The organism is Salmonella sp. 32020114201800008SM (genome assembly GCF_017572025.1).
Taxonomy (GTDB): Bacteria; Pseudomonadota; Gammaproteobacteria; order Enterobacterales; family Enterobacteriaceae; genus Salmonella; species Salmonella enterica.
In genome coordinates, this window is the sequence record NZ_JAGEQM010000002.1 from 288429 (window position 1) to 308730 (window position 20302).

23 protein-coding genes, 1 tRNA gene and 6 pseudogenes are annotated in these 20302 nt (G+C 50.0%); 15 read left to right on the forward strand and 15 right to left on the reverse strand.

Annotated features, from left to right (window positions below; genetic code table 11):
• Positions 1-52 precede the first annotated feature (52 nt).
• The 3 genes from idnT to idnD form a co-directional block, all read right to left on the reverse strand.
• A complete protein-coding gene (idnT, locus tag J4613_RS07400; protein ID WP_001128356.1) occupies positions 53-1372 on the reverse strand; it encodes a gnt-II system L-idonate transporter in 1320 nt (439 codons plus the stop codon).
• A gap of 61 nt (positions 1373-1433) precedes the next feature.
• Positions 1434-2198: a gluconate 5-dehydrogenase gene (gene idnO, locus J4613_RS07405; protein WP_000998688.1), complete on the reverse strand. Its 765-nt coding sequence runs from the start codon at positions 2196-2198 to the stop codon at positions 1434-1436.
• A gap of 24 nt (positions 2199-2222) precedes the next feature.
• Positions 2223-3254, reverse strand: coding sequence for an L-idonate 5-dehydrogenase (gene idnD / locus J4613_RS07410; RefSeq protein WP_111742500.1), 1032 nt, complete (start codon positions 3252-3254; stop codon positions 2223-2225).
• A gap of 216 nt (positions 3255-3470) precedes the next feature.
• Here idnD and idnK point away from each other — a divergent pair, with 216 nt between their 5' ends.
• Positions 3471-4001 (forward strand): gluconokinase, encoded by a 531-nt coding sequence (gene idnK, locus J4613_RS07415; RefSeq protein ID WP_111742499.1) that lies wholly within the window; start codon positions 3471-3473, stop codon positions 3999-4001.
• Between the two features lie 27 nt (positions 4002-4028).
• Here idnK and J4613_RS07420 read toward each other — a convergent pair whose 3' ends face one another.
• Positions 4029-5048 carry an NAD(P)-dependent alcohol dehydrogenase gene (locus J4613_RS07420; protein WP_000152563.1) on the reverse strand — a complete coding sequence of 340 codons (1020 nt, stop codon included), beginning with the start codon at positions 5046-5048 and terminating at the stop codon, positions 4029-4031.
• Positions 5049-5270: 222 nt separating this feature from the next.
• Here J4613_RS07420 and J4613_RS07425 point away from each other — a divergent pair.
• The 3 genes and pseudogenes from J4613_RS07425 (at position 5271) to J4613_RS07435 (ending at position 7898) form a co-directional block, all read left to right on the forward strand.
• Positions 5271-5355, forward strand: a tRNA-Leu gene (locus tag J4613_RS07425).
• 187 nt (positions 5356-5542) lie between these two features.
• Positions 5543-6807 (forward strand): annotated as a pseudogene (locus J4613_RS07430) (integrase arm-type DNA-binding domain-containing protein).
• A 215-nt stretch (positions 6808-7022) separates the two neighbouring features.
• A complete protein-coding gene (locus tag J4613_RS07435; protein WP_000135476.1) occupies positions 7023-7898 on the forward strand; it encodes a phosphorothioated DNA-binding restriction endonuclease in 876 nt (291 codons plus the stop codon).
• 77 nt (positions 7899-7975) lie between these two features.
• On the opposite strand, the gene J4613_RS07440 is transcribed toward J4613_RS07435, so the two are convergent.
• The gene (locus tag J4613_RS07440) at positions 7976-8887 is read right to left on the reverse strand and encodes a 5'-nucleotidase (protein WP_111742497.1); all 912 of its coding nucleotides are present in this window, start codon (positions 8885-8887) and stop codon (positions 7976-7978) included.
• Positions 8888-8905: 18 nt separating this feature from the next.
• Between J4613_RS07440 and J4613_RS07445 the strand changes: the two genes are divergently transcribed.
• From J4613_RS07445 to J4613_RS07485, 9 genes are all read left to right on the forward strand, one after another.
• The gene (locus J4613_RS07445) at positions 8906-9247 is read left to right on the forward strand and encodes a type IV toxin-antitoxin system YeeU family antitoxin (RefSeq protein ID WP_000380488.1); all 342 of its coding nucleotides are present in this window, start codon (positions 8906-8908) and stop codon (positions 9245-9247) included.
• A 43-nt stretch (positions 9248-9290) separates the two neighbouring features.
• Positions 9291-9632 (forward strand): TA system toxin CbtA family protein, encoded by a 342-nt coding sequence (locus tag J4613_RS07450; protein ID WP_001194750.1) that lies wholly within the window; start codon positions 9291-9293, stop codon positions 9630-9632.
• A 115-nt stretch (positions 9633-9747) separates the two neighbouring features.
• Positions 9748-10581, forward strand: a complete 834-nt coding sequence (locus J4613_RS07455) for a DUF4942 domain-containing protein (protein WP_198871409.1) — start codon at positions 9748-9750, stop codon at positions 10579-10581.
• 76 nt (positions 10582-10657) lie between these two features.
• Entirely contained in the window at positions 10658-10906 is a 249-nt protein-coding gene (locus J4613_RS07460) for a ribbon-helix-helix domain-containing protein (protein WP_000168386.1), read from the forward strand.
• Between the two features lie 3 nt (positions 10907-10909).
• Entirely contained in the window at positions 10910-11185 is a 276-nt protein-coding gene (locus tag J4613_RS07465) for a type II toxin-antitoxin system RelE/ParE family toxin (RefSeq protein ID WP_000409331.1), read from the forward strand.
• A gap of 116 nt (positions 11186-11301) precedes the next feature.
• Positions 11302-12099: a helix-turn-helix transcriptional regulator gene (locus tag J4613_RS07470; protein WP_000940054.1), complete on the forward strand. Its 798-nt coding sequence runs from the start codon at positions 11302-11304 to the stop codon at positions 12097-12099.
• 557 nt (positions 12100-12656) lie between these two features.
• Complete coding sequence (locus tag J4613_RS07475) at positions 12657-12836, forward strand: Arm DNA-binding domain-containing protein (protein WP_229023603.1); 180 nt, start codon at positions 12657-12659, stop codon at positions 12834-12836.
• Between the two features lie 181 nt (positions 12837-13017).
• The gene (locus J4613_RS07480) at positions 13018-14058 is read left to right on the forward strand and encodes a ParB/Srx family N-terminal domain-containing protein (protein WP_208293652.1); all 1041 of its coding nucleotides are present in this window, start codon (positions 13018-13020) and stop codon (positions 14056-14058) included.
• Between the two features lie 14 nt (positions 14059-14072).
• Positions 14073-14618: a hypothetical protein gene (locus J4613_RS07485; protein WP_000718702.1), complete on the forward strand. Its 546-nt coding sequence runs from the start codon at positions 14073-14075 to the stop codon at positions 14616-14618.
• Positions 14619-14653: 35 nt separating this feature from the next.
• On the opposite strand, the pseudogene J4613_RS07490 reads toward J4613_RS07485, so the two are convergent.
• The 3 genes and pseudogenes from J4613_RS07490 to J4613_RS07495 all read right to left on the reverse strand — a co-directional run.
• A pseudogene (locus J4613_RS07490) lies at positions 14654-15238 on the reverse strand (Gfo/Idh/MocA family oxidoreductase); the annotation flags it as partial.
• A gap of 12 nt (positions 15239-15250) precedes the next feature.
• Positions 15251-15385: pseudogene (locus J4613_RS22635) on the reverse strand (PTS glucitol/sorbitol transporter subunit IIC); the annotation flags it as partial.
• A 112-nt stretch (positions 15386-15497) separates the two neighbouring features.
• Complete coding sequence (locus J4613_RS07495; RefSeq protein WP_001074456.1) at positions 15498-15773, reverse strand: transcriptional regulator; 276 nt, start codon at positions 15771-15773, stop codon at positions 15498-15500.
• A 76-nt stretch (positions 15774-15849) separates the two neighbouring features.
• Between J4613_RS07495 and J4613_RS07500 the strand changes: the two genes are divergently transcribed.
• Both J4613_RS07500 and J4613_RS07505 read left to right on the forward strand, forming a co-directional pair.
• Entirely contained in the window at positions 15850-16194 is a 345-nt protein-coding gene (locus J4613_RS07500) for a helix-turn-helix transcriptional regulator (protein ID WP_001172095.1), read from the forward strand.
• An 83-nt stretch (positions 16195-16277) separates the two neighbouring features.
• Positions 16278-16601, forward strand: a complete 324-nt coding sequence (locus J4613_RS07505; RefSeq protein WP_001098042.1) for a helix-turn-helix transcriptional regulator — start codon at positions 16278-16280, stop codon at positions 16599-16601.
• 352 nt (positions 16602-16953) lie between these two features.
• Here the strand turns inward: J4613_RS07505 and J4613_RS07510 are convergent, their stop codons facing one another.
• The 7 genes and pseudogenes from J4613_RS07510 to J4613_RS07540 all read right to left on the reverse strand — a co-directional run bounded on the left by J4613_RS07510 (position 16954) and on the right by J4613_RS07540 (position 20287).
• A complete protein-coding gene (locus J4613_RS07510; protein ID WP_000404200.1) occupies positions 16954-17445 on the reverse strand; it encodes a GNAT family N-acetyltransferase in 492 nt (163 codons plus the stop codon).
• Positions 17446-17646: 201 nt separating this feature from the next.
• Positions 17647-18646, reverse strand: a pseudogene (locus tag J4613_RS22640) (hypothetical protein); the annotation flags it as partial.
• 16 nt (positions 18647-18662) lie between these two features.
• Positions 18663-19076, reverse strand: a pseudogene (locus J4613_RS22645) (PFL_4703 family integrating conjugative element protein); the annotation flags it as partial.
• Between the two features lie 108 nt (positions 19077-19184).
• Positions 19185-19424 (reverse strand): annotated as a pseudogene (locus tag J4613_RS22650) (TIGR03750 family conjugal transfer protein); the annotation flags it as partial.
• A gap of 1 nt (position 19425) precedes the next feature.
• A complete protein-coding gene (locus J4613_RS07530; protein ID WP_001267431.1) occupies positions 19426-19743 on the reverse strand; it encodes a TIGR03745 family integrating conjugative element membrane protein in 318 nt (105 codons plus the stop codon).
• Positions 19744-19752: 9 nt separating this feature from the next.
• Positions 19753-19986: a TIGR03758 family integrating conjugative element protein gene (locus J4613_RS07535; protein ID WP_000132410.1), complete on the reverse strand. Its 234-nt coding sequence runs from the start codon at positions 19984-19986 to the stop codon at positions 19753-19755.
• Positions 19979-20287 (reverse strand): RAQPRD family integrative conjugative element protein, encoded by a 309-nt coding sequence (locus J4613_RS07540; protein WP_001164828.1) that lies wholly within the window; start codon positions 20285-20287, stop codon positions 19979-19981. Before J4613_RS07540 ends, J4613_RS07535 begins: the two co-directional genes overlap by 8 nt.
• Positions 20288-20302 lie beyond the last annotated feature (15 nt).

The window sequence follows — 20302 nt, forward strand, 5'->3', positions numbered from 1 at the left end:
TACCGGGGGCGGGAACGTCGCCCCCATGGTTAATTGGGCTGCGGATGATGAATTAATGCAGAACCGCATTCAGCGCCAGTACACCCAGCAACCCCATGACAGAAATCAATGTTTCCATAACGGTCCAGGTGCGTAGGGTTTCCCCGACGCTAAGATTAAAATACCCTTTAAACAGCCAAAAACCGGGATCGTTAACATGTGATGCAATAACGCTTCCCGCGCCTGTCGCCAGTACCATTAACGCCGGATCGGCGTGGGTTACGTTAATAATCGGCAATACGACGCCCGCTGTGGTTATCGCAGCCACGGTCGCGGAACCTAACGCAATACGCAGCACGGCGGCTACCGTCCAGCACATTAATAACGGAGATAGCGAGGTGCCGGTCATTAATTGCGAGATATATTGACCCACGCCGCTATCCACCAGCACTTGCTTAAACGCGCCGCCGCCCGCGATGATAAAAACAATCATCGCAATAGCGCCAATGGACTCGCCGACGATATCCATCACCTGCTCAACCGTACGTCCGTTGCGTCGGCCCAGCGTAAAAATGGCGATGATAATGGCAATAAACAACGCCACTGCTGGATTACCGATAAATTCGAAGAAAACCCGCACGGCATTCGTTTTTGGCAGCGTGATTTCACATACCGCTGCGATGGCCATCAGAATGACCGGGATCACGGCGGCAAAAATACTGTTCCAGAATGACGGCATCTCTTCTTCACTGAATAGGTGAGGATTAAATAGTCCTTCAGGTGGCGCTTTTTCAAAGCGCGCCAGCAATTTTGAAAACAGAGGGCCGGCAACAATCACGGTCGGTATGGTAATGATTAACCCATACAGCAGGGTCGTACCGAGATTTGCCTCAAAAATTGTCGCAATAGCGGTAGGGCCGGGATGCGGCGGCAGGAAGCAGTGCGTAACGGATAAGGCGGCGACCATTGGAACCCCGACATACAGCAATGGCAGTCCCGATGAGGCCACAATCGTAAAAACGAGCGGCAACAGCAGTACGAATCCGACTTCAAAAAACATTGCCAGGCCGACGATAAGCCCGGTGATCACCAGCGCCCATTGCACGCGTTTTTTGCCGAACGTATTAATGAGCGTCGTCGCAATGCGCTGCGCGGCGCCGGTATCGGAAATTAATCTTCCCAGCATCGCGCCAAAACCGAGGATCATGGCGAGTCCGCCCAGAGTACCGCCAATTCCGTTTTGTATGGAGTGCAGGACGTCTTGCGCGCCCATCCCTTCGGCAAATCCCACCACGGCGGCAACCAGAACAAGGGCGATAAAGCCGTTAACTTTAAAGCCAATCATTAAGACCAACAGCAGCGCAACGCCTGCCGCAATAATTATTAATGGCATATTCGTCTCTCTTATTAGCGCCAAAATAGCAGCGCTTACGCGCTGCGTCGTATTTCCCTGCTCAGACGGCAACCAGCATACCGCCATCGACAAACAGCAGATGTCCGTTAACAAAGTCGGAGGCTTTTGACGAGAGAAACACCGCTGCGCCAATAAGCTCCTGGGGATCGCCCCAGCGTGCGGCAGGCGTACGTTTGCATAGCCAGGAGGTGAAGGCTTCATCTTCAACCAGCGCTTTGGTCATCTCCGTTTTGAAGTATCCCGGCGCAATACCGTTGACCTGGATATTATGACGCGCCAGCTCCACGCACATGCCGCGAGTCAGCATCTTCACGGCACCCTTCGACGCGGCGTATGGCGTAATCGTGTCGCGGCCCAGCTCGCTTTGCATCGAACAGATGTTGATCACTTTTCCTGCCTGCCGCGCCACCATACGGCGCGTAACGGCCTGAGAGACGAGAAAAACCGCGGTCTGATTTACGGCGATGACATCATTCCACTCCTGCTCGGGAAACTCAGTAAACGGATGACGGCGCTGGATACCGGCGTTATTTATCAGGACGTCAATGACGCCGATATCTTTTTCGATATGTTCAACCGCAGCTTCAATATCCTGTTTATGGGTGACATTAAAGGGAGCGGCAATAGCCTTTATCCCTTCCTGCTGAAGTTTCGTCACGGCTGTTTCGGCACGCTCCGGGGTAATATCGTTAACAATAATGCGCGCGCCATAGCGACCAAGACCGGTTGCCAGCAAATAACCAATTCCCTGAGCGGCTCCGGTGATAAGGATATTTTTACCTGCCAGTGAAAAAAGATCGTTCATGATAGTGTCCCTTATTTTACTTTCTCAGAAAACGAGCTGAACTTTTGCCGCCTGTGTTTTGTCTCCGGCAAAGAGCAGCGCCGCTTCCAGGTCGGTAAATGGATATTCCGCGCTCAGTAACGGCAGCGGATTGATAACGCGGTTGGCAAGCCAAGAAACCGCAGTATTAAATTCGGTAGTAAAGCGGAAAGAGCCTTTCAGGGAGATCTCTTTGCTTATTACCATCATCATCGGGAAGTTGGGGACTGCGCCGCCCATGCCAACCTGCACCATCACGCCTTTGGCCCGTGTGACTTCCAGACACGTTGAGATAGAGGAAGGATGCCCAGAGACTTCAAAACTGATATCGAAATACCCTTTTTCTGCTTTCCAGTCATCGAGAGAATCATGCTGTGGGTTCACCAGCGTATCCGCGCCCATCTGCCGGGCCAGCGAGAGAGAACGGGCGCTGATATCGGCACATACTACTTCCGCCGCGCCCAGCGTTTTTACCGCGCTAACAATCAGGCAGCCGATAGGGCCAACGCCGGAGATAAAGACGCGTTTGCCTTGCAGATCGCCCGCCTCATGAGCCGCATGAATGGCAACCGCCAGCGGTTCGGCAAAGGCCATGGCTTTTTCGTCTGCCTGTTCCGGCCAGGGAATGCACTGAACGGTATCGACAGCTTTAAATCGGGTAAAACCGCCATCGACATGCGGAAAATACATGGCGCTGCCAAAGAAACGCATTTCAGTACAGTGGTTTTCTTCATGCTGCAGACAGTATTTGCAATGACCGCAAGGCTTCGATGGATTAATCGCTACCGGTTGTCCTTCACGTAATAAATCTGAGTCGCTATGAACGATTTTGCCAATCACTTCATGACCTAAAACCATTGGCGCTTTTACTGTAAAATTGCCGACTTTGCCTTCCTGATAATAATGTAAGTCAGACCCACAAATGCCGCCTCGGGTAATTTGTACGAGTGTTCCTTTATTATTCCATTCAATATTTTGTTCCGTAACGGCAACAGCACGCTTACCCGCAACAACGCAGGATTGAGTTTTTACTTCCATAAATTCCTCACTGGTCAGGTAGTTACCCTGAACGCATTTAAGCGGTTTTATTTGTCATTATTTGTGACTTATGTCACGCTGGAAAATTGTTACACTACAATGTTACGCATAACGTGATGTGCCTTAGAGTTCTTCTCTATGGAAATTAAAAAACGTGAAATTGTCGAACGTAGAGGCGTAATATTGTGGTGTGGAATATGACTCAGAGGTATTTAAATGGCCGGGGAAAGCTATATTTTAATGGGTGTTTCAGGTAGTGGTAAATCTTTAATAGGCAGCAAAATTGCAACATTATTTTCTGCGAAGTTTATTGACGGCGATGATCTCCATCCGGCGAAAAACATTGATAAAATGTCTCAGGGAATACCGTTAACTGATGAAGACCGTTTACCCTGGCTGGAACGATTAAATGACGCTTCATACAGTCTTTATAAAAAAAATGAGACGGGATTTATTGTCTGCTCGTCATTAAAAAAACAGTACCGCGATATTTTACGTAAGAGCAGCCCTAACGTACATTTCCTGTGGCTGGATGGCGATTACGCTACCATTCTGCAGCGAATGCAGCGTCGTGCCGGGCATTTTATGCCGCCAGACCTGCTGCAAAGTCAGTTTGACGCGCTGGAGCGACCGTGTGCCGATGAACATGATATTGCGCGTATCGATGTTAATCATGACATCGATCACGTGACGGAGCAGTGCCGACTGGCTGTACAGGCTTTTCGTCAGGCACTCAGCGCTTCCTGATCATTGTCAAAGCGCTGAGTCAGGCGGTCAGAAGTCAGCTTTTAGCACTACACGATAGCGGGCTTTGCCGTCGCGAACGTGCTGAATAGCCTCGTTGATTTGTGACATTGCGAACAGTTCCGTGGTGGGCGCGACTTTGCTGCGTCCGGCGAATTTCATCAGTTTGCGAAGTTCATATGGCGTTCCGGTTGCCGAGCCTGAGATACTGCGATCGCCGGCAATCAATGTAAACGCCGGTACGGGCAGCGGCTTCAATACGGCCCCAACGGTATGGAAGTTGCCGCCATAGGTCAGCGCTTCGAAGTAGGGCTGCCAGTCGAGATCGACGTTGACCGTGTTAATAATGAGATCGAACTGGCCCGCCAGTGCTTTTAACGCTTCCGGATCGCGGCTGTTCACCACGTTATTGGCCCCCATTGCCAGCACTTCCTGCTCTTTCGATGGATTTGAGCTGAACGCGGTGACTTCGCAGCCCATTGCATGTAACAGCTTTATGGCGATATGCCCCAGCCCGCCGATACCGATGACGCCAACGCGGCTGGTAGCAGTAATATGGTGCATCAGTAGCGGTTTAAAGACCGTAATGCCGCCACATAACAGCGGACCTGCGGACGCCATATCTATATTCTCCGGAAGAGGAATTACCCACTGCCAGCCTGCGCGAAGCTTCTCGGCAAAACCGCCACGATTGAGGATAGTGGGCACTGCGCCTTCCTGGCAGTTAATTTGATTGCCGCTGATACAGGCATCGCAGTGTCCGCAGCTGCGCGCCGTCCAGCCGATTCCAACGCGCTGGCCGACTTTTAGCCCCTTATCCTGTGCCGCGCTGCCGAGCGCGGCTACCCGACCGATGACCTCATGTCCGGCAACCAGAGGGTATTGAGAGAACCCCCATTCATTGTCGATCATCGACAGATCGGAATGGCAGATCCCGCAGTAGTCGACCCGTACCTCGACATCTTCCGGTTGGAGTTCTCCAGCATCATATTCATAGAGTTCGAGCTCGCCGCCCGCCTCTTTGGCGGCATAGCTTTTTATTATCGTCATTGTGTTTCCCTTAATGTGGTGTTGAACTGAAAAGTGTAGAGCATGGAGGCAAGGGACGCCCGGCGTTAATCTGCTGGAGAAGGCGGGAAGTAGCCTGATTATTCTATTTAATACTCAACACTGCTGAAATTTTCAGCACTTAGCGAAACAGGTGTACGCTCGTGCTTGCATGGCGGCGTATGACAGGTATAATCCACAACGTTTTCCGCATACCTCTTCAGTGCCGAAGTGGCGAAATCGGTAGACGCAGTTGATTCAAAATCAACCGTAGAAATACGTGCCGGTTCGAGTCCGGCCTTCGGCACCAAAAGCATGTAAATGGACCTCAACTGAGGTCTTTTTTTTATGTCTGAAATCCAGTATTTACCCACTTTTCCCGCTATATTAACCCTCTCAAGGTCAACCGACATCAATGTACATCTACCAACACATGTTGGTACAGATGATGGTATTTCCGGTTCGATAATGCTTGTACCAACAGGGAGGGGATAAGCATGGCGTTAACAGATATCAAGGTCAGAACAGCCAAGCCAACGATAAGCAATACAAACTGACCGATGGCAGCGGTATGCACCTTCTTGTCCATCCAAATGGTTCTAAGTACTGGCGTTTGCAGTACCGTTATGACGGCAAGCAAAAGATGTTGGCACTTGGGGTTTACCCTGAAATCACACTGGCGGATGCCAGAGCACGTCGTGACGAAGCGCGTAAGCTACTAGCGAATGGCGTCGATCCGGGAGACAAAAAGAAAAATGATAAGGTTGAACAGAGTAAAGTACGGACCTTCAAAGAGGTGGCGATCGAGTGGCATGGCACCAACCAAAAGTGGTCTGAAGATCACGCCCATCGTGTGCTAAAAAGCCTGGAAGATAATCTCTTTGCAGCGCTTGGTGAACGTAATATCGCTGAGTTAAAAACTCGCGATTTATTAGCGCCCATTAAAGCCGTAGAGATGTCTGGACGTCTTGAGGTTGCTGCCCGTCATCAACAGCGCACTACGGCCATTATGCGTTATGCGGTACAAAGCGGGTTAATTGATTATGACCCGGCACAAGAGATGGCAGGAGCGGTTGCTTCTGGCAATCGACAGCACCGTCCGGCGCTGGCGTTAAAACGCATCCCTGAATTGCTCCAGAAAATAGACAGCTATACCGGCAGGCCGCTAACCCGCTGGGCAACGGAACTCACTCTGCTTATCTTTATTCGATCCAGTGAGCTGCGTTTTGCTCGCTGGTCAGAGATTGATTTTGACACGTCGATGTGGACGATTCCACCAGAGAGAGAACCTATCCCTGACGTTAAGCATTCTCACCGAGGATCAAAGATGCATATACCGCATTTGGTGCCGCTTTCTAAGCAAGCACTGGCGATCCTGAAGCAGATAAAACAATTCTGTGGCAAGCATGAACTGATTTTTATTGGCGATCACGATCCGCGTAAGCCGATGAGTGAAAACACGGTGAACAGTGCGCTACGGGTGATGGGGTATGACACCAAGGTTGAGGTTTGTGGTCACGGCTTCCGCACGATGGCCTGTAGCTCATTGATTGAGTCAAGGTTATGGTCAAAGGATGCGGTAGAACGACAGATGAGCCATATGGAACGTAACTCAGTGCGGGCAGCGTATATCCATAAGGCGGAGTTTATCGACGAACGCAAACTGATGCTGCAATGGTGGGCTGATTTCCTGGATGCGAATCGGGAGAAAGGGATCACGCCATTTGACTATGCGAAGATCAACCAGGGGCATGGTGAGTGAGACGAGTGCTTTTATTTCTTGATTGATGTTTAAATTAAAACGCCCAACCAGCTCTATTGGGGCTGGTTGGGCGCTGTATTTTTTACCGTTGTTATCGGGTTTTCATCTGCCAGGTACAGAGCTGACAAATAAAAAAGATATCTGCAATAAAGTCTTGAATGTACATATAGTTGCGAGCATCATCGCAAATATGTGCTCATGGATTCTTCAATGTAATGGCCTCTGACAAAACCCTAAAGCAAGCGATATCAAATATCACTATCTGGCGCAAAGGCGAACAGCGTGCGCCACATAAGCCATTATTGCTGCTGCACGTCCTCTCACACTATCGGCAGGGTCATGATCGCCTGTTTAACTATGGCTCTGAAATCTACGAGCCCCTGTTGGATCTCCTGGAACGTTATGGACCGCAGCGTCGTGACCAGCGCCCGGACATGCCGTTCTGGCGTCTGAAGGGCGATGGCTTCTGGGAACTACAAAACGCAGAACTGTGCTCAACCAAGGGTAGCCGCCAGCCGCCCCGTCGTGAACTCATTGAATATAATGTCGAGGGTGGATTTGATGCCGATAATTTTGCGTTGGTGGCAAAAAATCACAGGTTAATTGATACGCTGGCGCAGCAGCTCCTGGAGGCGCATTTCCCGGTCAGTATTCAGGAAGACATCGCTGACGAGATGGGTTTTGATATTCGCACCTCTCTCCGTCAACGCGATCCGAAGTTCCGCCAGATGGTGCTACGTGCTTACAATTATCAGTGCGCGATCTGCGGCTTCAACATGCGCCACGACAATGCGCCAATTGCTCTGGAAGCTGCCCATATCAGATGGAAGCAGAACCATGGCCCTTGTGAAGTACCTAATGGCCTGGCATTGTGCGCAATCCATCATAAAGCGTTTGATCGTGGTTCGATTGGTTTGGATGAAAATATGCGTGTGATAGTTTCCGACGCGGTAAATGGTGGTGGGGTGGTACAGCGGCTGTTCTGGGATTTTGCGGGAAAGGCGATTGCGTTGCCCCCGGTTAAAGAAAATTATCCGGGCGAGCGGTTTGTGGAATGGCATAGGAAAGAGGTGTTTAGAGGGGAACATTGAGCTGGGGTAGGGCAGTTATTTTGCGTGTGGCATACAAACCATTCAGCCTTGATGACGAAATGGTTTGTCAGCGATAATTACGATGCTTCACGTTCTGCAAGTTCGGAGTTACTGGCATAAGGGACTTTTCCAGAAGATACAACCTTGGCCGCTGCGATCAAATGCACGTCCTGATCGTCGAAGAAAATATGCGGTTTAAACGCCTTCAGAACTTTTGTTTTCTCTACACCGCCAAGAAAAAAAGCTTCATCGACATATACCCCCCAGCTTCTTAGCGTTTTAATAACGCGCATTTCCGAAGGGCTATTTCTGGCTGTCACCAATGCAATACGAACAGGAGAATACTCAACGCGGGTCGGCAATCGCTCCTGAAGCTTGGCTATTTTTTTTAGCAAAGTGGCATAAGGTCCCTCTTCCATAGGGATATCCTGCTGCGCGTCTTCCTGAGCATGAAAGGCAGCCATTCCTTGGGTCTTATAAACCAGTTCGCTTTGATCGGAAAAAAGTACCGCGTCGCTGTCAAAAGCAATGCGCACTTGCCCTTCCGGGATATCAGATGCGTCAGAAGGTGGATCTTTCAGGATTGCAGCGGCGCAGAATCGGGAATCAATCACCTTTTGCGCATCTTCAACGTTAGTTGTTAAAAACAGATCCACATCAAAGGCATCAAGGTAATCGGCAACGGTTTCGCCTGCGGTAAAAGCTGAACGTGTAATATCGAGTTTGTCATGGCGAATGGTATTCAAAACGCGGATACCTGTATCAGGACTGTTACGCGACATCACAACAACCTCAACCAACGGCGATTTATCATCCGGCTGGCGGTACCGGTTCAGACCCAGCAACGCTTTGACTAAGGGGTAGCCTGTTCCGGGCTGTAAAGGCTGGTTTTCGTGTTCCAGCATATAAGCGCGGTATTTTTCAATGGCGCTGTCCGGATCGGCATGGCCCGTATGCACTCCTGCGCTGTGTGACCCTGAATTAATCATATTTACGGAAAATCCAAAATGGACACAAATGAAACACAATCCACGCCAGTATGGGGACTACGGAACGATGTCTTCCCATCATTTGGCGCCCGGTTAGTTCAGGAAGGTAATCACCTGCACTATCTGGCTGACCGGGCGGGTATTTACGGTGAATTTACCCCGGCGCAACTAAAGACTCTGAATATCGTATTTCCAATGTTTATTAAACGCATGGAGGTCGCTTTACGCACTGGCGCACTCAATCCGCGCGAAGCCAGACGCTTTACGACTGCACTCCGGGGCATAACCTGCGAAGCCGACACTCGCGGATCGTTCGGTTACGTTTATCTTTCGCTTTACCCAACCGTCGTTAAAAACTGACCGGCATCCCCCCTCACTATCTGTTTACCAACGGAATTTCATTATGCAAACCCAATACAACCACCCACACCGGGCGACCCCGTCACAGCCGTCGCCTGTCGAAATCTGGCAAAAACTGCTGACCCATTTACTGGCTAAACATTATGGCCTCGAACTCAGTGACACGCCGTTTAGCGTAGAGAAGGTGATTCAGGAACACATTGACGCCGGTATCACGCTGGCTAATGCCGTGAACTTTATTGTAGAGAAATACGAGCTGGTTCGTATCGATCGCAAGGGATTTAGCTGGCAGGAACAATCACCCTATCTTCGGGCTGTAGACATTCTGCGGGCGCGACAGGCTACGGGTCTGTTGCGACGTCAACGCTATCTCGCGGCACACTGAATCTTGCGAGCAGCCTTCCCATATTACATTCCCGATCTTTCTTCCCTGTTAACTCCCTGCATAATGCGCCTGCCATTCCCGGCAGGCGTGTTTGCTTTTATACGGACGGAAAATTATGCAAACAGAAGCTGAAGTGTTAACTAACCATAACGAACTTATCTGCTCGACAAATATTGAACGGATCGTCACCGGGCGGAATGCGGCGCTGCAACAGATTGAAGCCGTCATCCACCAGCTTGATGAGATTTCCCGCCTGACATCCAGTATTGGCGGCAACACGGCGGAGCACTGGGCGATGCGGCAAGGGCGGGCTTTTGACTGCTGGTTGATGCAGGCAACGGACAAAGCCCTGCCAGTTATCGCCCGCAATATCGATCGCAGCATCTGGCGTGACCTGATGCTGAAATCGGGGATGTTGTCGTTGATGGATGCCGAGGCTCGCAACCAGTGGGCAAAGGATCTGGATGAAGGCGATCTTCCGGCCATCAGTAAAGCCAATATTCTGAGTACCTTTAAACAGTTGCACCATAACAAGCAGGATGTTTTTGAACGCGGCATTATCAATGTGTTCAAAGGGTTGTCGTGGGACTATAAAACCAATAATCCCTGCTACTTCAGCAAGAGGATTATCGTCAACAATCTGGTGAAGCATGACCGATGGGGCTACAGCCTGAACTGGGGCTGGCGACGCGATCAGCTCGCCGATCTGGAGCGGATGCTGTACCTGCTTGACGGGAAGACTATTCCCGACAACCGGCATGATGTATCCATCCGGTTTATGGACTTTGTGCGTGACAATCCGCATCAGCAGGTTTTCGAAGATGATTTGTTCACCATTCGCTATTTTCAGAAGGGCAGCGGGCATATCACGTTTAAGCGTCTGGATCTGGTGGAAAAGATGAATGATATCGTGGCTAAACACTATCCGGGGATGTTGCCTGTGAAATAAGATGTGATGTTTTTATAGGCACCTCTATGCTAATCTTAACAGGAGTTATTAAGTATTATTAAACGAGGTAATCCCTATGGCTTCTTCCGCTAAACAGACCATCAGCGCCCAGATTCCAGTTGAGTTGGCTGCTGCTGTTGAAAATCTGGCAATTGAGTTAGATCGTTCTAAGAGCTGGATTATTAAGGAAGCATTGACCAGTATGCTGGCAGAAAGAGAACGGCGTCATCAGAGTATCCAGGCCGGTCTTGCCGATGTGGATGCTGGTCGTGTGGTGAGTCATTCGGATATGGTAGATTTTGCCAACCGTTTAAAGAAAGCTTGATAAATGGAAATTTACTGGACGCTTAAAGCTCAGGATGACTTGGAGCGTATCTACCGTTTTGCCCTTCAGTATAGCCGCCAGCACGCCGATGACGTTTTGGATCGCCTGATTACTGGATGCGCTGATCTTACAGCACATCCAGCAATTGGCGTACAGCAGACTCGGTATGAACCTCGGCAAGTCCGAAAAGTGTTGTTTGATGACTACGAGGTTCACTACGAACTCCGTGACAATGATATCTATATCGTGGATCTCTGGCATACGAAAGAAGAACGATGAAGGAATTTTCTTTTCGTTCATGAGCGTTGATTACTGAGGAAAAAAACACAATTTTGTGTCTTTACTCATTTATGTGTTTTAATGGCACTCTCTGCCCCTTATGAAGGATGGATGCCATGTTACAGAACAACATCAAACAGCTTCGTACCCAGCTATCTATCACCCAACGCGAACTGGCATTTATGGTTGGCACCAGCCAGCAGCAAATTCAACGTATCGAAACCGGAAAAGTTGCCGCAAAGCTGAGTCTCGCACAGGCAATATGCAATGCCCTGGATAAGCCTCTAAATGTCGTGTTCCCGGAAAGCGATCGGTTGATAAACGACTTCCGCAAGAAGCGTCGTAAAACCGATGAAGATCTTGAAGCGATAGCCACAAGCGGCATTGAAATGGACAGTGGTCTCTGGACCGTAAAACTTTGGCTACAGGGATATCAGGACTATTTGCTGTTGCCCATTTCAGCGGCGGATAAGCGGAGGTTTTATTATTATTTTCAGGAAAAAACCGCCCCAAACACAGAGCGCTTCTTCGTTTTTGATTCTTCCGAGTATCGGTATGCGTTAAATATGCGTGAAGTGGTATTTCACCAGTTTTTGTCTGATGGTCTGCGGCCAATCGTTGACGAAGAGGATGATGACTGCGAAGACGATTATTTTAATGTCCATATCACCCTGGTGAACGGAGGGGGTGAGATTCCACTGTGCGTTGAGACTGATGCGCCGCAAAACGAAGAGACGTGTGAAATCGGTCAGTTGAACGCGTTTTTTGAAATGCTGGATTGTGAACCTGAAACAACGGATCGTTACATGCTGACCGATGAGGATGGTGAAGACGCTTTTGTCCGTATTGGTTCTATCGCGATGGTGAGAGTTGCGCTTGACGTGCTGGAACCAGTGGAAGACGATGATGAGTGATTGGTTTAATAACTCGGGCTGGCATTAATCGTCCGGGTTCGATACCGAAAATCAATGAATTTATGTGTTGGTATCTGTGTTGGTATATTATCAATGATGATATTTAAATTATTTATAAATCATGAGGTTTAATGTAATGTGCGAGTTCGGCGTTCGCACCAAGTGATGTAATAATTAGCTACCTAATGGTGGCTTTTTTTGCGTCCATTTCCGTCCAAATTCTTCCATATCCACCTGTAATTCAAAGATAATTTATTTTTCGATAATAACCATATTTATTTAATGGTCTTTCCGTGTTGGTCATTTTTCATCCATTGACATCCACGTGATTTGGGGGCCAAATTGGGGGCTTAGACGTAGTTCGATAATAGTGAGGCCCCCAAATGGCACTAACAGATCGCGCTATAGTCCACGCCAAGCCTTGTGGCAAGCCGTATAAGTTCAGTGACTCGCATGGACTTTACCTGCTGGTTAACCCTAACGGTTCAAAACGCTAGTACATCAAGTACCGCTTTGTAAACAAAGAAAAAAAGCTCGCTTTAGGCTCTGATCCGCTTTTGACGCTTGCACAGGCAAGACGCATGCGTGAAGAGGCCCAATTACTACTGATTTCCGGCATCGATCCGAGTGCGCACCGAAAGGCTGAACGCCTTGCTATAACGCCGGAACATACGTTTGAGCCTGTGGGTGGCACGCGAATGGGTAACCAGCAACGTGAACTAGTCGGTAGAACATAAGAAGCGGGTGCTGCGTTATTTCGAGCTTTACATCTTTCCCACGAACTGTAGCTGTGACATTACCAAAAGCGCTGGTAGAGTCAGAGCACAGATACCATTTTTACTGTAAAACCGCGGCCAATATTACTTGACCACTACAAAAGGTTTTAGACTAACCCTCTGTTTATCAGGGAAGATGATAATGATCCAATATTGGTGGAAAGATCTTTTTGATCGCAATAATAACTGGCAGGGTCTGGAGTTGACACTCAAGAGCAGCCAGAGGACCGACGTGGCAATGGAAATGCTAAGTGGTCGTTATGGGCGGATGGCGCTACAGGTCTCCGGGAAGACATTATTCTGGGCATCGATGTTGAAAGATCATTCTGGTGTCTGGTTGGTGTTTAATGCCGATCATTCCGCTTGCCAGACATTATTACCGGCTGTCACATCTGAAGATATTGAGGGTATTAAAAACAAAGGCGAACGGGCCTGGACAGGTGAATGGTGTCGCTATTTTTCCCGGCAATTAATGAATGCGCCAGTGCCTCTTCTGTCTCCTCGCCGATGGCTGATAAGGCCGATGGAGGCCAAATATTCATTACCGAAATTATCCGGACAGCGTGTTCCTGCAAATAGCTGGCGTTTTGAATCTCCAGAAAGCAGCGGGAATATCGGTTGTAGCTGGACGCTCTACGGCGGAGATTTTCCTGATTTGGTTAATCCTGCCAAAGTCAGATTAGTGGATTGGTGGTGGGGTGGTAGCCTGCTATTCGGACGTTATCCTATACAACCTGATGCCGGAAGGTTAAAATGGTGGCGTAAAAAATGCCGTGAGGGTGCGCTGCCTCCAGTTCTTGTCTGGTATATAGCAGGGCTGGGTTCATTTGTTATTCTTGATGGTCATTATCGTTTACAGGCAGCGATTGCAGAAGATATCCCTCCTTCATTTCTGGTGCTCAGCGAATTACAGGAACGGGATTTTGCTACCGATCAAGAACATCGGGCCCGTATTGTCCGGGCTTTAGAACAGCAGCTCAAAAATCCGAAGAGCAAAATCGATAGTGTAAATCAGACGCTGATTAATCTTTATGATACACGTTATCTTTATGCCTCAACCCATAGCCGCGCGACGCTCGGCGAAGGAACTCGCTGGGCACAGGAGTTAGAAAGCTATCTGCAGCGGCATCAGCTGGAAGACTATCGGGACAGGGTACTTAATGGCGTTAACGATCAATGTTGAATTAAGGATAACAAATGGCGGCATTTTTTAGGGAATACAGAGATACTCTTCTCGCCTTCACCGGAATTATTATCGCGCTGCTTTCCCTGTGGTTTACCTGGTCGCAAAGGCAGGAGCAAATAAAGCATAACCATATTTCTGTTGAGCCGCGGATGAACGCTTATTTTTCAAATGACGGGCGGGTGAACAAATCGGGTATTTACATCATCAATAATGGAATGGGAACTGCATTTGTCTCTGCTATATCTGTAACGGTCAATGGCAAAAAAGTTGAACCTGTTGCCGGGAATATTTTTGTCGGAGCAGTGCAGGCGTTAGGCCTGGATATCCAGTGCTTTGTGATTGGCGGACCCAGACCTAATGATTCATTTAAAGTTGGCGAGGAGATTTTCTTAATTGAAGCAAGGGGGACTGACGAGCGCTGCTCAGGCGATTCACTTATCCTTCGGTCTGCGGCTTTAGACTCTGCCCGCTTGGATTTTGTCCTGGATATTGAATCAATATACGGGGACAGATTCCGGTATGTTTATTCCCAGAATAAACAAATTAAGCGTGATTAAACGGGCTTGCGGATACCAGCATCCCTGCTGGCCGACTATTTTAATGACATTGGTTTTTGACTATCGAGACTCTGGTGTACCGCCTCGCAGATCCGGCTGACCGCCAGTCCGTCCACCGCGGTGACCGGGTACGGCGCTTTATGTATGACCGCCCGCACAAAGTCGTTTATAGAATCGATACCGAAACCGCTGGCAACGCCGTTGCGGTAGTTGATGAAATAGCTGTTGGGCGTGAGCGTCATGCCCGGCGTGGTGATTTCCAGTCCGCGATGCTGTGAAGTGCTGCGGATATACGTTGCCTTGCAGAGAATATCGATACGCCCGTCGTTGTCTTTCGGAAACCCCTCCGGCAGCACCCACGAGTTTTCCATCACCCACGAACTGCCATCGGCCATTGTCAGCAGGCTTTGCACGCTGTCAAAGGTGTCGAGACCGCATTCGACCATCAGCCGCTTCTGCCCGACGGCGTACACCGACACCACTTCCTGGCCGGAGAGGTGGCGCACCAGGTCAAAGCAGTGGGAACCCAGAAACCACACCGGGGAGCTTGCGCCCGCCCAGTCCAGCCACTCCGTCGGCACGCTAATCACGTCGTCCATGCTGATATGGCCGCGCAGGATGCGCCCGGCTTCCAGCTTCATCAGGAAGTTGATGGCCAGCAGCAGGCAGATGAGCATCGGGATTAGCCCGGTCATCATGTCGAGGAAGATTATGCCTGCGGCCTGGAACAGGTGGATAAAGCCTTCAGCCAGGGAGACCAGAAACATGGCGGCCTCCTGCGAGTGGTGCGATGGTGCATGGTTGTGGTTCGGTGTGCATAAACAACTCTCCTGTCAGGTATCGTTGGTTAATGCGTCCTGCCACTCACAGCGCGGGTCGTTATGTCCCGGAGTTGTCGGTTGTTGTCATGGGGTGAAGCGGTTTACGGGGTTCACGTTTGTTACTGGCATTGAGGTAACGGCCGGGCCAGATTTCTGATGGATGCATTTCCAGCGCGATGGCAATCAGCCACTCGCCTTTCGGCCACGGGCGCGTCAGGGTATTCGACAGTGTTGACGAGGCCGGTCCCGCTTCCCGCGATAGTTTCGCCAGACTGGTACCGCGCTTGTGTAAAGCGGCAACGATGCCGGCGGGGTGCCAGTCTTTTTTAGCCATTTCGTTTATCTCTTCAATCCTTATGCTACGTTTTTCGTAGTAACTAAGTCATTAAAAAACTACGAATCTCGTAGTTATGCAAAAACGACTTAGACAAAGGGATGTTTTCATCCGTCGATTAAAAGAAGCCCGACAGCGCTTAGACATTTCTCAGACTGCTGTGGGGATTGCTGCGGCTGTAGAGCCTTCTGTTGCAAGCACCCGTTTCAATCGCTACGAGAAAGGTGTTCATGGGCCTGATATGGAAACCGTTGCACGGATAGCTGATGTGCTGAATGTTCCCCTTCCATGGCTGTTCACTTCTGATGAGAATCTTGCTGAACTGATTCTCAACTTCGCTGCCCTCTCTCCTGATGCGCAACTCCAGTTGCTAGAAACGTCCCGCCAGATGGTAGGTATCTCCCCTAAAGATGATGCTTAAGATACGGCCTCTTTTAACCTGTTACTGTGATACTACGTTAATCGTAGTATCGGCAGCAAGCAAAAACTACGATTCTCGTAGTTATGAATACAAGTAACCATTACAACGATATTTTTTGCCGTCGCCTGAAGCAGGCGCGACTGGCAAGTGGGCTTTCCCAAAAACGACTGGGGATCGCAGCGGGCATTGATGAATTTGTCGCCAGTACACGCATCAATCGGTATGAAAAGGGTGTACATGAACCGGGAACGGAGATAGTGCAAAAACTGGCCGAGGTTTTACGGGTGCCGTTGGCTTACTTTTATGCTGAAGATGATGATTTGGCGGAGTTGATGCTAGTTTTCTGGGCATTATCCGAATCAGAACGTGTTGATATTATTGCTTATGCGAAGAAAAAGGTTATTTGACAGAAAATTTACAATATAATTTGTCTCAAGGGTTATACAAACGTCTGTGTTTATAGAACAGTAAATTGTCAGATGAGGAATTATTTCTTGAAAAATATCAATGGAGAAGGATGGGAATGACATTTAAAGGCGGTGGCTGATTGTAAAAACAACATATTTTATAATTTTTTTAAACTGTGTGATTATATGATCTTTGGGGGACTAATTAATGGTGGGCTTATGCAAATCAAGAGAGGTCAGACAAGAAAGTAAAGCGAGCGATTCGTAATCGCTGCGCTTACTTAGTTTAATAACATTTAACAATGTCAACTATGAACCTTTGATTTAAAATATAACTATAACAAAGGCATAGCTATACATAGGGTACGTATAGGACAAGGGAATATTCCCCTCTGGTACTGTTGTATGAATGGCCTACTTTTGAAAAACCATGCTTGGCGAATAAACGTTGCATGCCAGTATTATTTTCGCGAACAGTACCAAAGCAAGCTTTGCTAGATGAGTTATTAGATAAATAATTAGATATGGAATCCATTAACATTCCTCCATATCCATTTTCTCTCTCTTCTTCAATGATATAGATCCAGCCTATTTCGTACTCATACTTATCTTCATCAGAAGAACCTGCTTTATAAAAAACATCTGATTTATAAGATTTTTTCGGTCGTTTAAGTGCAGCAATACCAACATATTTATCTTCTTTGATAAAAAAAAGTTGCTCAGCATTTAATATTCTATCTTTCAGACCGTTGGGATCGACTTCGTCACCCATGAGTACGAGTTCCTCAAATAGTTTCAGTTCATCTGCACTACAATTTTTAGGGCTCTTAGCTAATATTTCCATGTAAACCACTCTTTCTATGTGTTTAATCGATTTTATACATGGATATTATGCTTATTCAAAGTGGTTTTAAACATATAAAGGTAACAGAAGATTAGATTGTTCGGCGTAAAACTAAGCATTTAATTATCAGAGGGTACTTCCATTTAAGTGTAAATCTGAGTTTGCCAAGATTACAATCATAATTGATAAACAAACGAAGTATCATCGATAGGCAAAAGAGGTCTTGGTCATTATTTTTGCTGCCTCCACCTCACTACACCCTATCTCCCGCATAATCCGCATCCGCTCGGCCTTCTCATGCTTCTCGGTTATTGCCAGCGCCAGATAGAGCGCTGGCGGCATCACCCGAAACAGCACTTCAACGCGCGGCGAGAGCACCACACCCTCGGTATACTGCCCCGGTGATTTCACCGCCGAGCGCAGCAGTTACCGCTGTTCTTCCGTCAGCGCCTTAAACCGGCACACCTGATCGATCTCTTCCGGCGGCATCACCAGCAGTTCCCACCACTCGATCATATTGAGCAGCTTCTTCGCCTCATCGGGAAAATCCGCCAGGTTCTGCGTCGCCAGCCACAGCCAGATCCCGAGCTTACGCCACATCTTTGAACATTTAGTCAGAAACCGCGCCAGAAGCGGATTGACGGTAATGATATGCGCCTCATCGGTGATATTGACGATAGGCCTCGCCAGATGCTGGTCGCGCTCGCCGAGGTTATTGATATGGTTAATCAGTGAGATATAGCTGATGGCAAGCTGGGCTTCGTAGCCTTCGAGGGCAAAGGTGGCGAGATCCACCAGGGTGATATCCGCCTCCGGCCACATCTGGCCTTCACGGTTAAATAGTTCGCCTTCAAATCTGGCGCAGCCAGTGGCTGAGTGGGGCGACTTCGTGTTGTTCTTGCACCGGAACCAGTCCGGCGTTGAGCAACAGGCTGTGTAGCTGGCGCTGCTGGCGAAACAGGGCATCGATGTCGGGTGCATGCAGGTAAAACGCCAGCGTGCTGCGGTAGAGCTTATGGCCGTCTTTCAGATAGCTGCGCACTTCGTGGCAGTCGCGGCGGGTGTATTCCGAATCGGTATTGTCGCCAATCGCCCGGTCGGAAAGGTGGCTGATGTGCTGCTCCAGTTTGTCCTGCGGATACACCACCACCGTCAGGTTCATTATAGTGCCTGCTGGTAACAGGTCGAACAGGGCGTTTATCGCCGTCATGCACTAGGTTGCTGTAGCTGTGGCCGGGAAGTTCATACACGCCGCGCGTGCGCTCGCGCAGTTCACCGTTGTTGCGCCGTACCTGAAAATCATGCTCCAGACGGGTGTAACAGGCGGGCGTCAGGTAGGCTCGCTGCGAGCGGAGGTTGCGGGAATAGTCTTCCTCGCCGTTATCCGGCCAGCGGTTCAATTGCTGGAAGATATAAAAGGTGAAGGCGTAGACGCTGGCGGGCGGCACCTCCCACCACGGACGAGTGCTGCCGCTGCGCAGATCCGGCGGGAACCAGAGGGTGAGCTTTTGCGGCGCGCTGTACCAGCCGTAGCCGACGCCAGCCAGACACAGGCACAGCAGAACAATCACGGCCCGTAGCGTCAGGATATGGTTATCGCGCTCGGCCAGCGCATGGCGAAAGCGGCTCATCGCGGACTCCTGCGCACCACCCACACGGTGCTGTGCTGGACTAGGTGTACCCCGAAGATGATGGCGCTCCAGCCAGGAGAGGATCGCCTGCGGCAGCCAGCTGTCGGGCTTGCCCCGTTTGGCGCGCGCCAGAATCCGCCCACCGCCCTGAATCAACAACGCTGCGCCTGCCAGCGCTGAACCGGGGATCAACGGCCAGTAGTGGGTTATCAGGGCCAGCAGAATGCCGAACGCACAGCCACCGCCAAGACCGCTCGCCAGCGCCAGAAACAGTTCGCTGGTGGTGAGGCCGCGCCAGACCACGGGCTCGCGGTTGAGGCGGTCGGGGAGAAAGAGGATGGTCGCCATTTCACAGTACGTCCGAGGCCTGGTTGAGCAGCCAGATGATGACCACCAGAAGAATGCTGCCGACGCCCGCCATCGAGCCCAGATCTTTCCACTGCTTGCGCCCGCTCTGGATCTCCGAGTAGGTGGCAATGCAGTTGTTCGCCACCACCAGAAAACCGACGGCGCAGATGGCCAGCGCCAGCAGCACCACGATGTCAAAACCGTAGTTTTGCAGCGTCTCCATAATGCCCTGACCCTGGCCGCGCGACGGGTCTTCCATCGTCGGCAGGTCGGCGAGGGCGTTAAATGTGGCGAACAGCAGTAACAGAAGCCAGCGCATGATTCCTCCTCAGCTCAGTACCAGCCAGAAGCTGACCAGCACCAGTAACAGTGAACGGGCCGCCACCGCGCCAAAACTCTGCCAGCTCAGGCGCTGGCGGCAGACTCCCTGCCAGGCGACCATTAGCGTCCAGGCGCACCACAGCAGCAGGACGCTGGTAAACAGGCCGAGCACCAGCAGGCTGACGGTCTCCGGTTTGCTCAGGCTGGCGGCCTGAAAGGCGGCGATTTGCGAGTCAGTCATCAGGGTTCTCCCGCTGGTAGCTGGTGCTCAGGGGCTGGATGGCGCGTGGCTGTGCTCTTGCTGGGCTAAGGTAGCGGTGGATGCCTTGTTTAACGGCGGAGATGTCCTGCTGCGCCTGTAAGTAGTCGAAGAAGTAGCGCGATTGTGGATCGGTGCTGGAGCTGGTTTGGGCACGCTCCAGCGAGATTTTCACGCCGTCGAGTTGTTTCAGCGCGAGGGCGAGCTGGGTGGATTCCGGGGAGGCATAGGCCTGTGGCCCTATGAGTAAAGTCAACAGTAGAAATAATGGACTATGTTGCATGGCAGCCTTCTCAGG

Coding starts and splice junctions, on each gene's coding strand:
- idnT (WP_001128356.1), bottom strand. CDS start 1,372: ATGCCATTAATAATTATTGCGGCAGGCGTTGCGCTGCTGTTGGTCTTA.
- idnO (WP_000998688.1), bottom strand. CDS start 2,198: ATGAACGATCTTTTTTCACTGGCAGGTAAAAATATCCTTATCACCGGA.
- idnD (WP_111742500.1), bottom strand. CDS start 3,254: ATGGAAGTAAAAACTCAATCCTGCGTTGTTGCGGGTAAGCGTGCTGTT.
- idnK (WP_111742499.1), top strand. CDS start 3,471: ATGGCCGGGGAAAGCTATATTTTAATGGGTGTTTCAGGTAGTGGTAAA.
- J4613_RS07420 (WP_000152563.1), bottom strand. CDS start 5,048: ATGACGATAATAAAAAGCTATGCCGCCAAAGAGGCGGGCGGCGAGCTC.
- J4613_RS07435 (WP_000135476.1), top strand. CDS start 7,023: ATGGCCTCTGACAAAACCCTAAAGCAAGCGATATCAAATATCACTATC.
- J4613_RS07440 (WP_111742497.1), bottom strand. CDS start 8,887: ATGATTAATTCAGGGTCACACAGCGCAGGAGTGCATACGGGCCATGCC.
- J4613_RS07445 (WP_000380488.1), top strand. CDS start 8,906: ATGGACACAAATGAAACACAATCCACGCCAGTATGGGGACTACGGAAC.
- J4613_RS07450 (WP_001194750.1), top strand. CDS start 9,291: ATGCAAACCCAATACAACCACCCACACCGGGCGACCCCGTCACAGCCG.
- J4613_RS07455 (WP_198871409.1), top strand. CDS start 9,748: ATGCAAACAGAAGCTGAAGTGTTAACTAACCATAACGAACTTATCTGC.
- J4613_RS07460 (WP_000168386.1), top strand. CDS start 10,658: ATGGCTTCTTCCGCTAAACAGACCATCAGCGCCCAGATTCCAGTTGAG.
- J4613_RS07465 (WP_000409331.1), top strand. CDS start 10,910: ATGGAAATTTACTGGACGCTTAAAGCTCAGGATGACTTGGAGCGTATC.
- J4613_RS07470 (WP_000940054.1), top strand. CDS start 11,302: ATGTTACAGAACAACATCAAACAGCTTCGTACCCAGCTATCTATCACC.
- J4613_RS07480 (WP_208293652.1), top strand. CDS start 13,018: ATGATCCAATATTGGTGGAAAGATCTTTTTGATCGCAATAATAACTGG.
- J4613_RS07485 (WP_000718702.1), top strand. CDS start 14,073: ATGGCGGCATTTTTTAGGGAATACAGAGATACTCTTCTCGCCTTCACC.
- J4613_RS07495 (WP_001074456.1), bottom strand. CDS start 15,773: ATGGCTAAAAAAGACTGGCACCCCGCCGGCATCGTTGCCGCTTTACAC.
- J4613_RS07500 (WP_001172095.1), top strand. CDS start 15,850: ATGCAAAAACGACTTAGACAAAGGGATGTTTTCATCCGTCGATTAAAA.
- J4613_RS07505 (WP_001098042.1), top strand. CDS start 16,278: ATGAATACAAGTAACCATTACAACGATATTTTTTGCCGTCGCCTGAAG.
- J4613_RS07510 (WP_000404200.1), bottom strand. CDS start 17,445: ATGGAAATATTAGCTAAGAGCCCTAAAAATTGTAGTGCAGATGAACTG.
- J4613_RS07530 (WP_001267431.1), bottom strand. CDS start 19,743: ATGCGCTGGCTTCTGTTACTGCTGTTCGCCACATTTAACGCCCTCGCC.
- J4613_RS07535 (WP_000132410.1), bottom strand. CDS start 19,986: ATGACTGACTCGCAAATCGCCGCCTTTCAGGCCGCCAGCCTGAGCAAA.
- J4613_RS07540 (WP_001164828.1), bottom strand. CDS start 20,287: ATGCAACATAGTCCATTATTTCTACTGTTGACTTTACTCATAGGGCCA.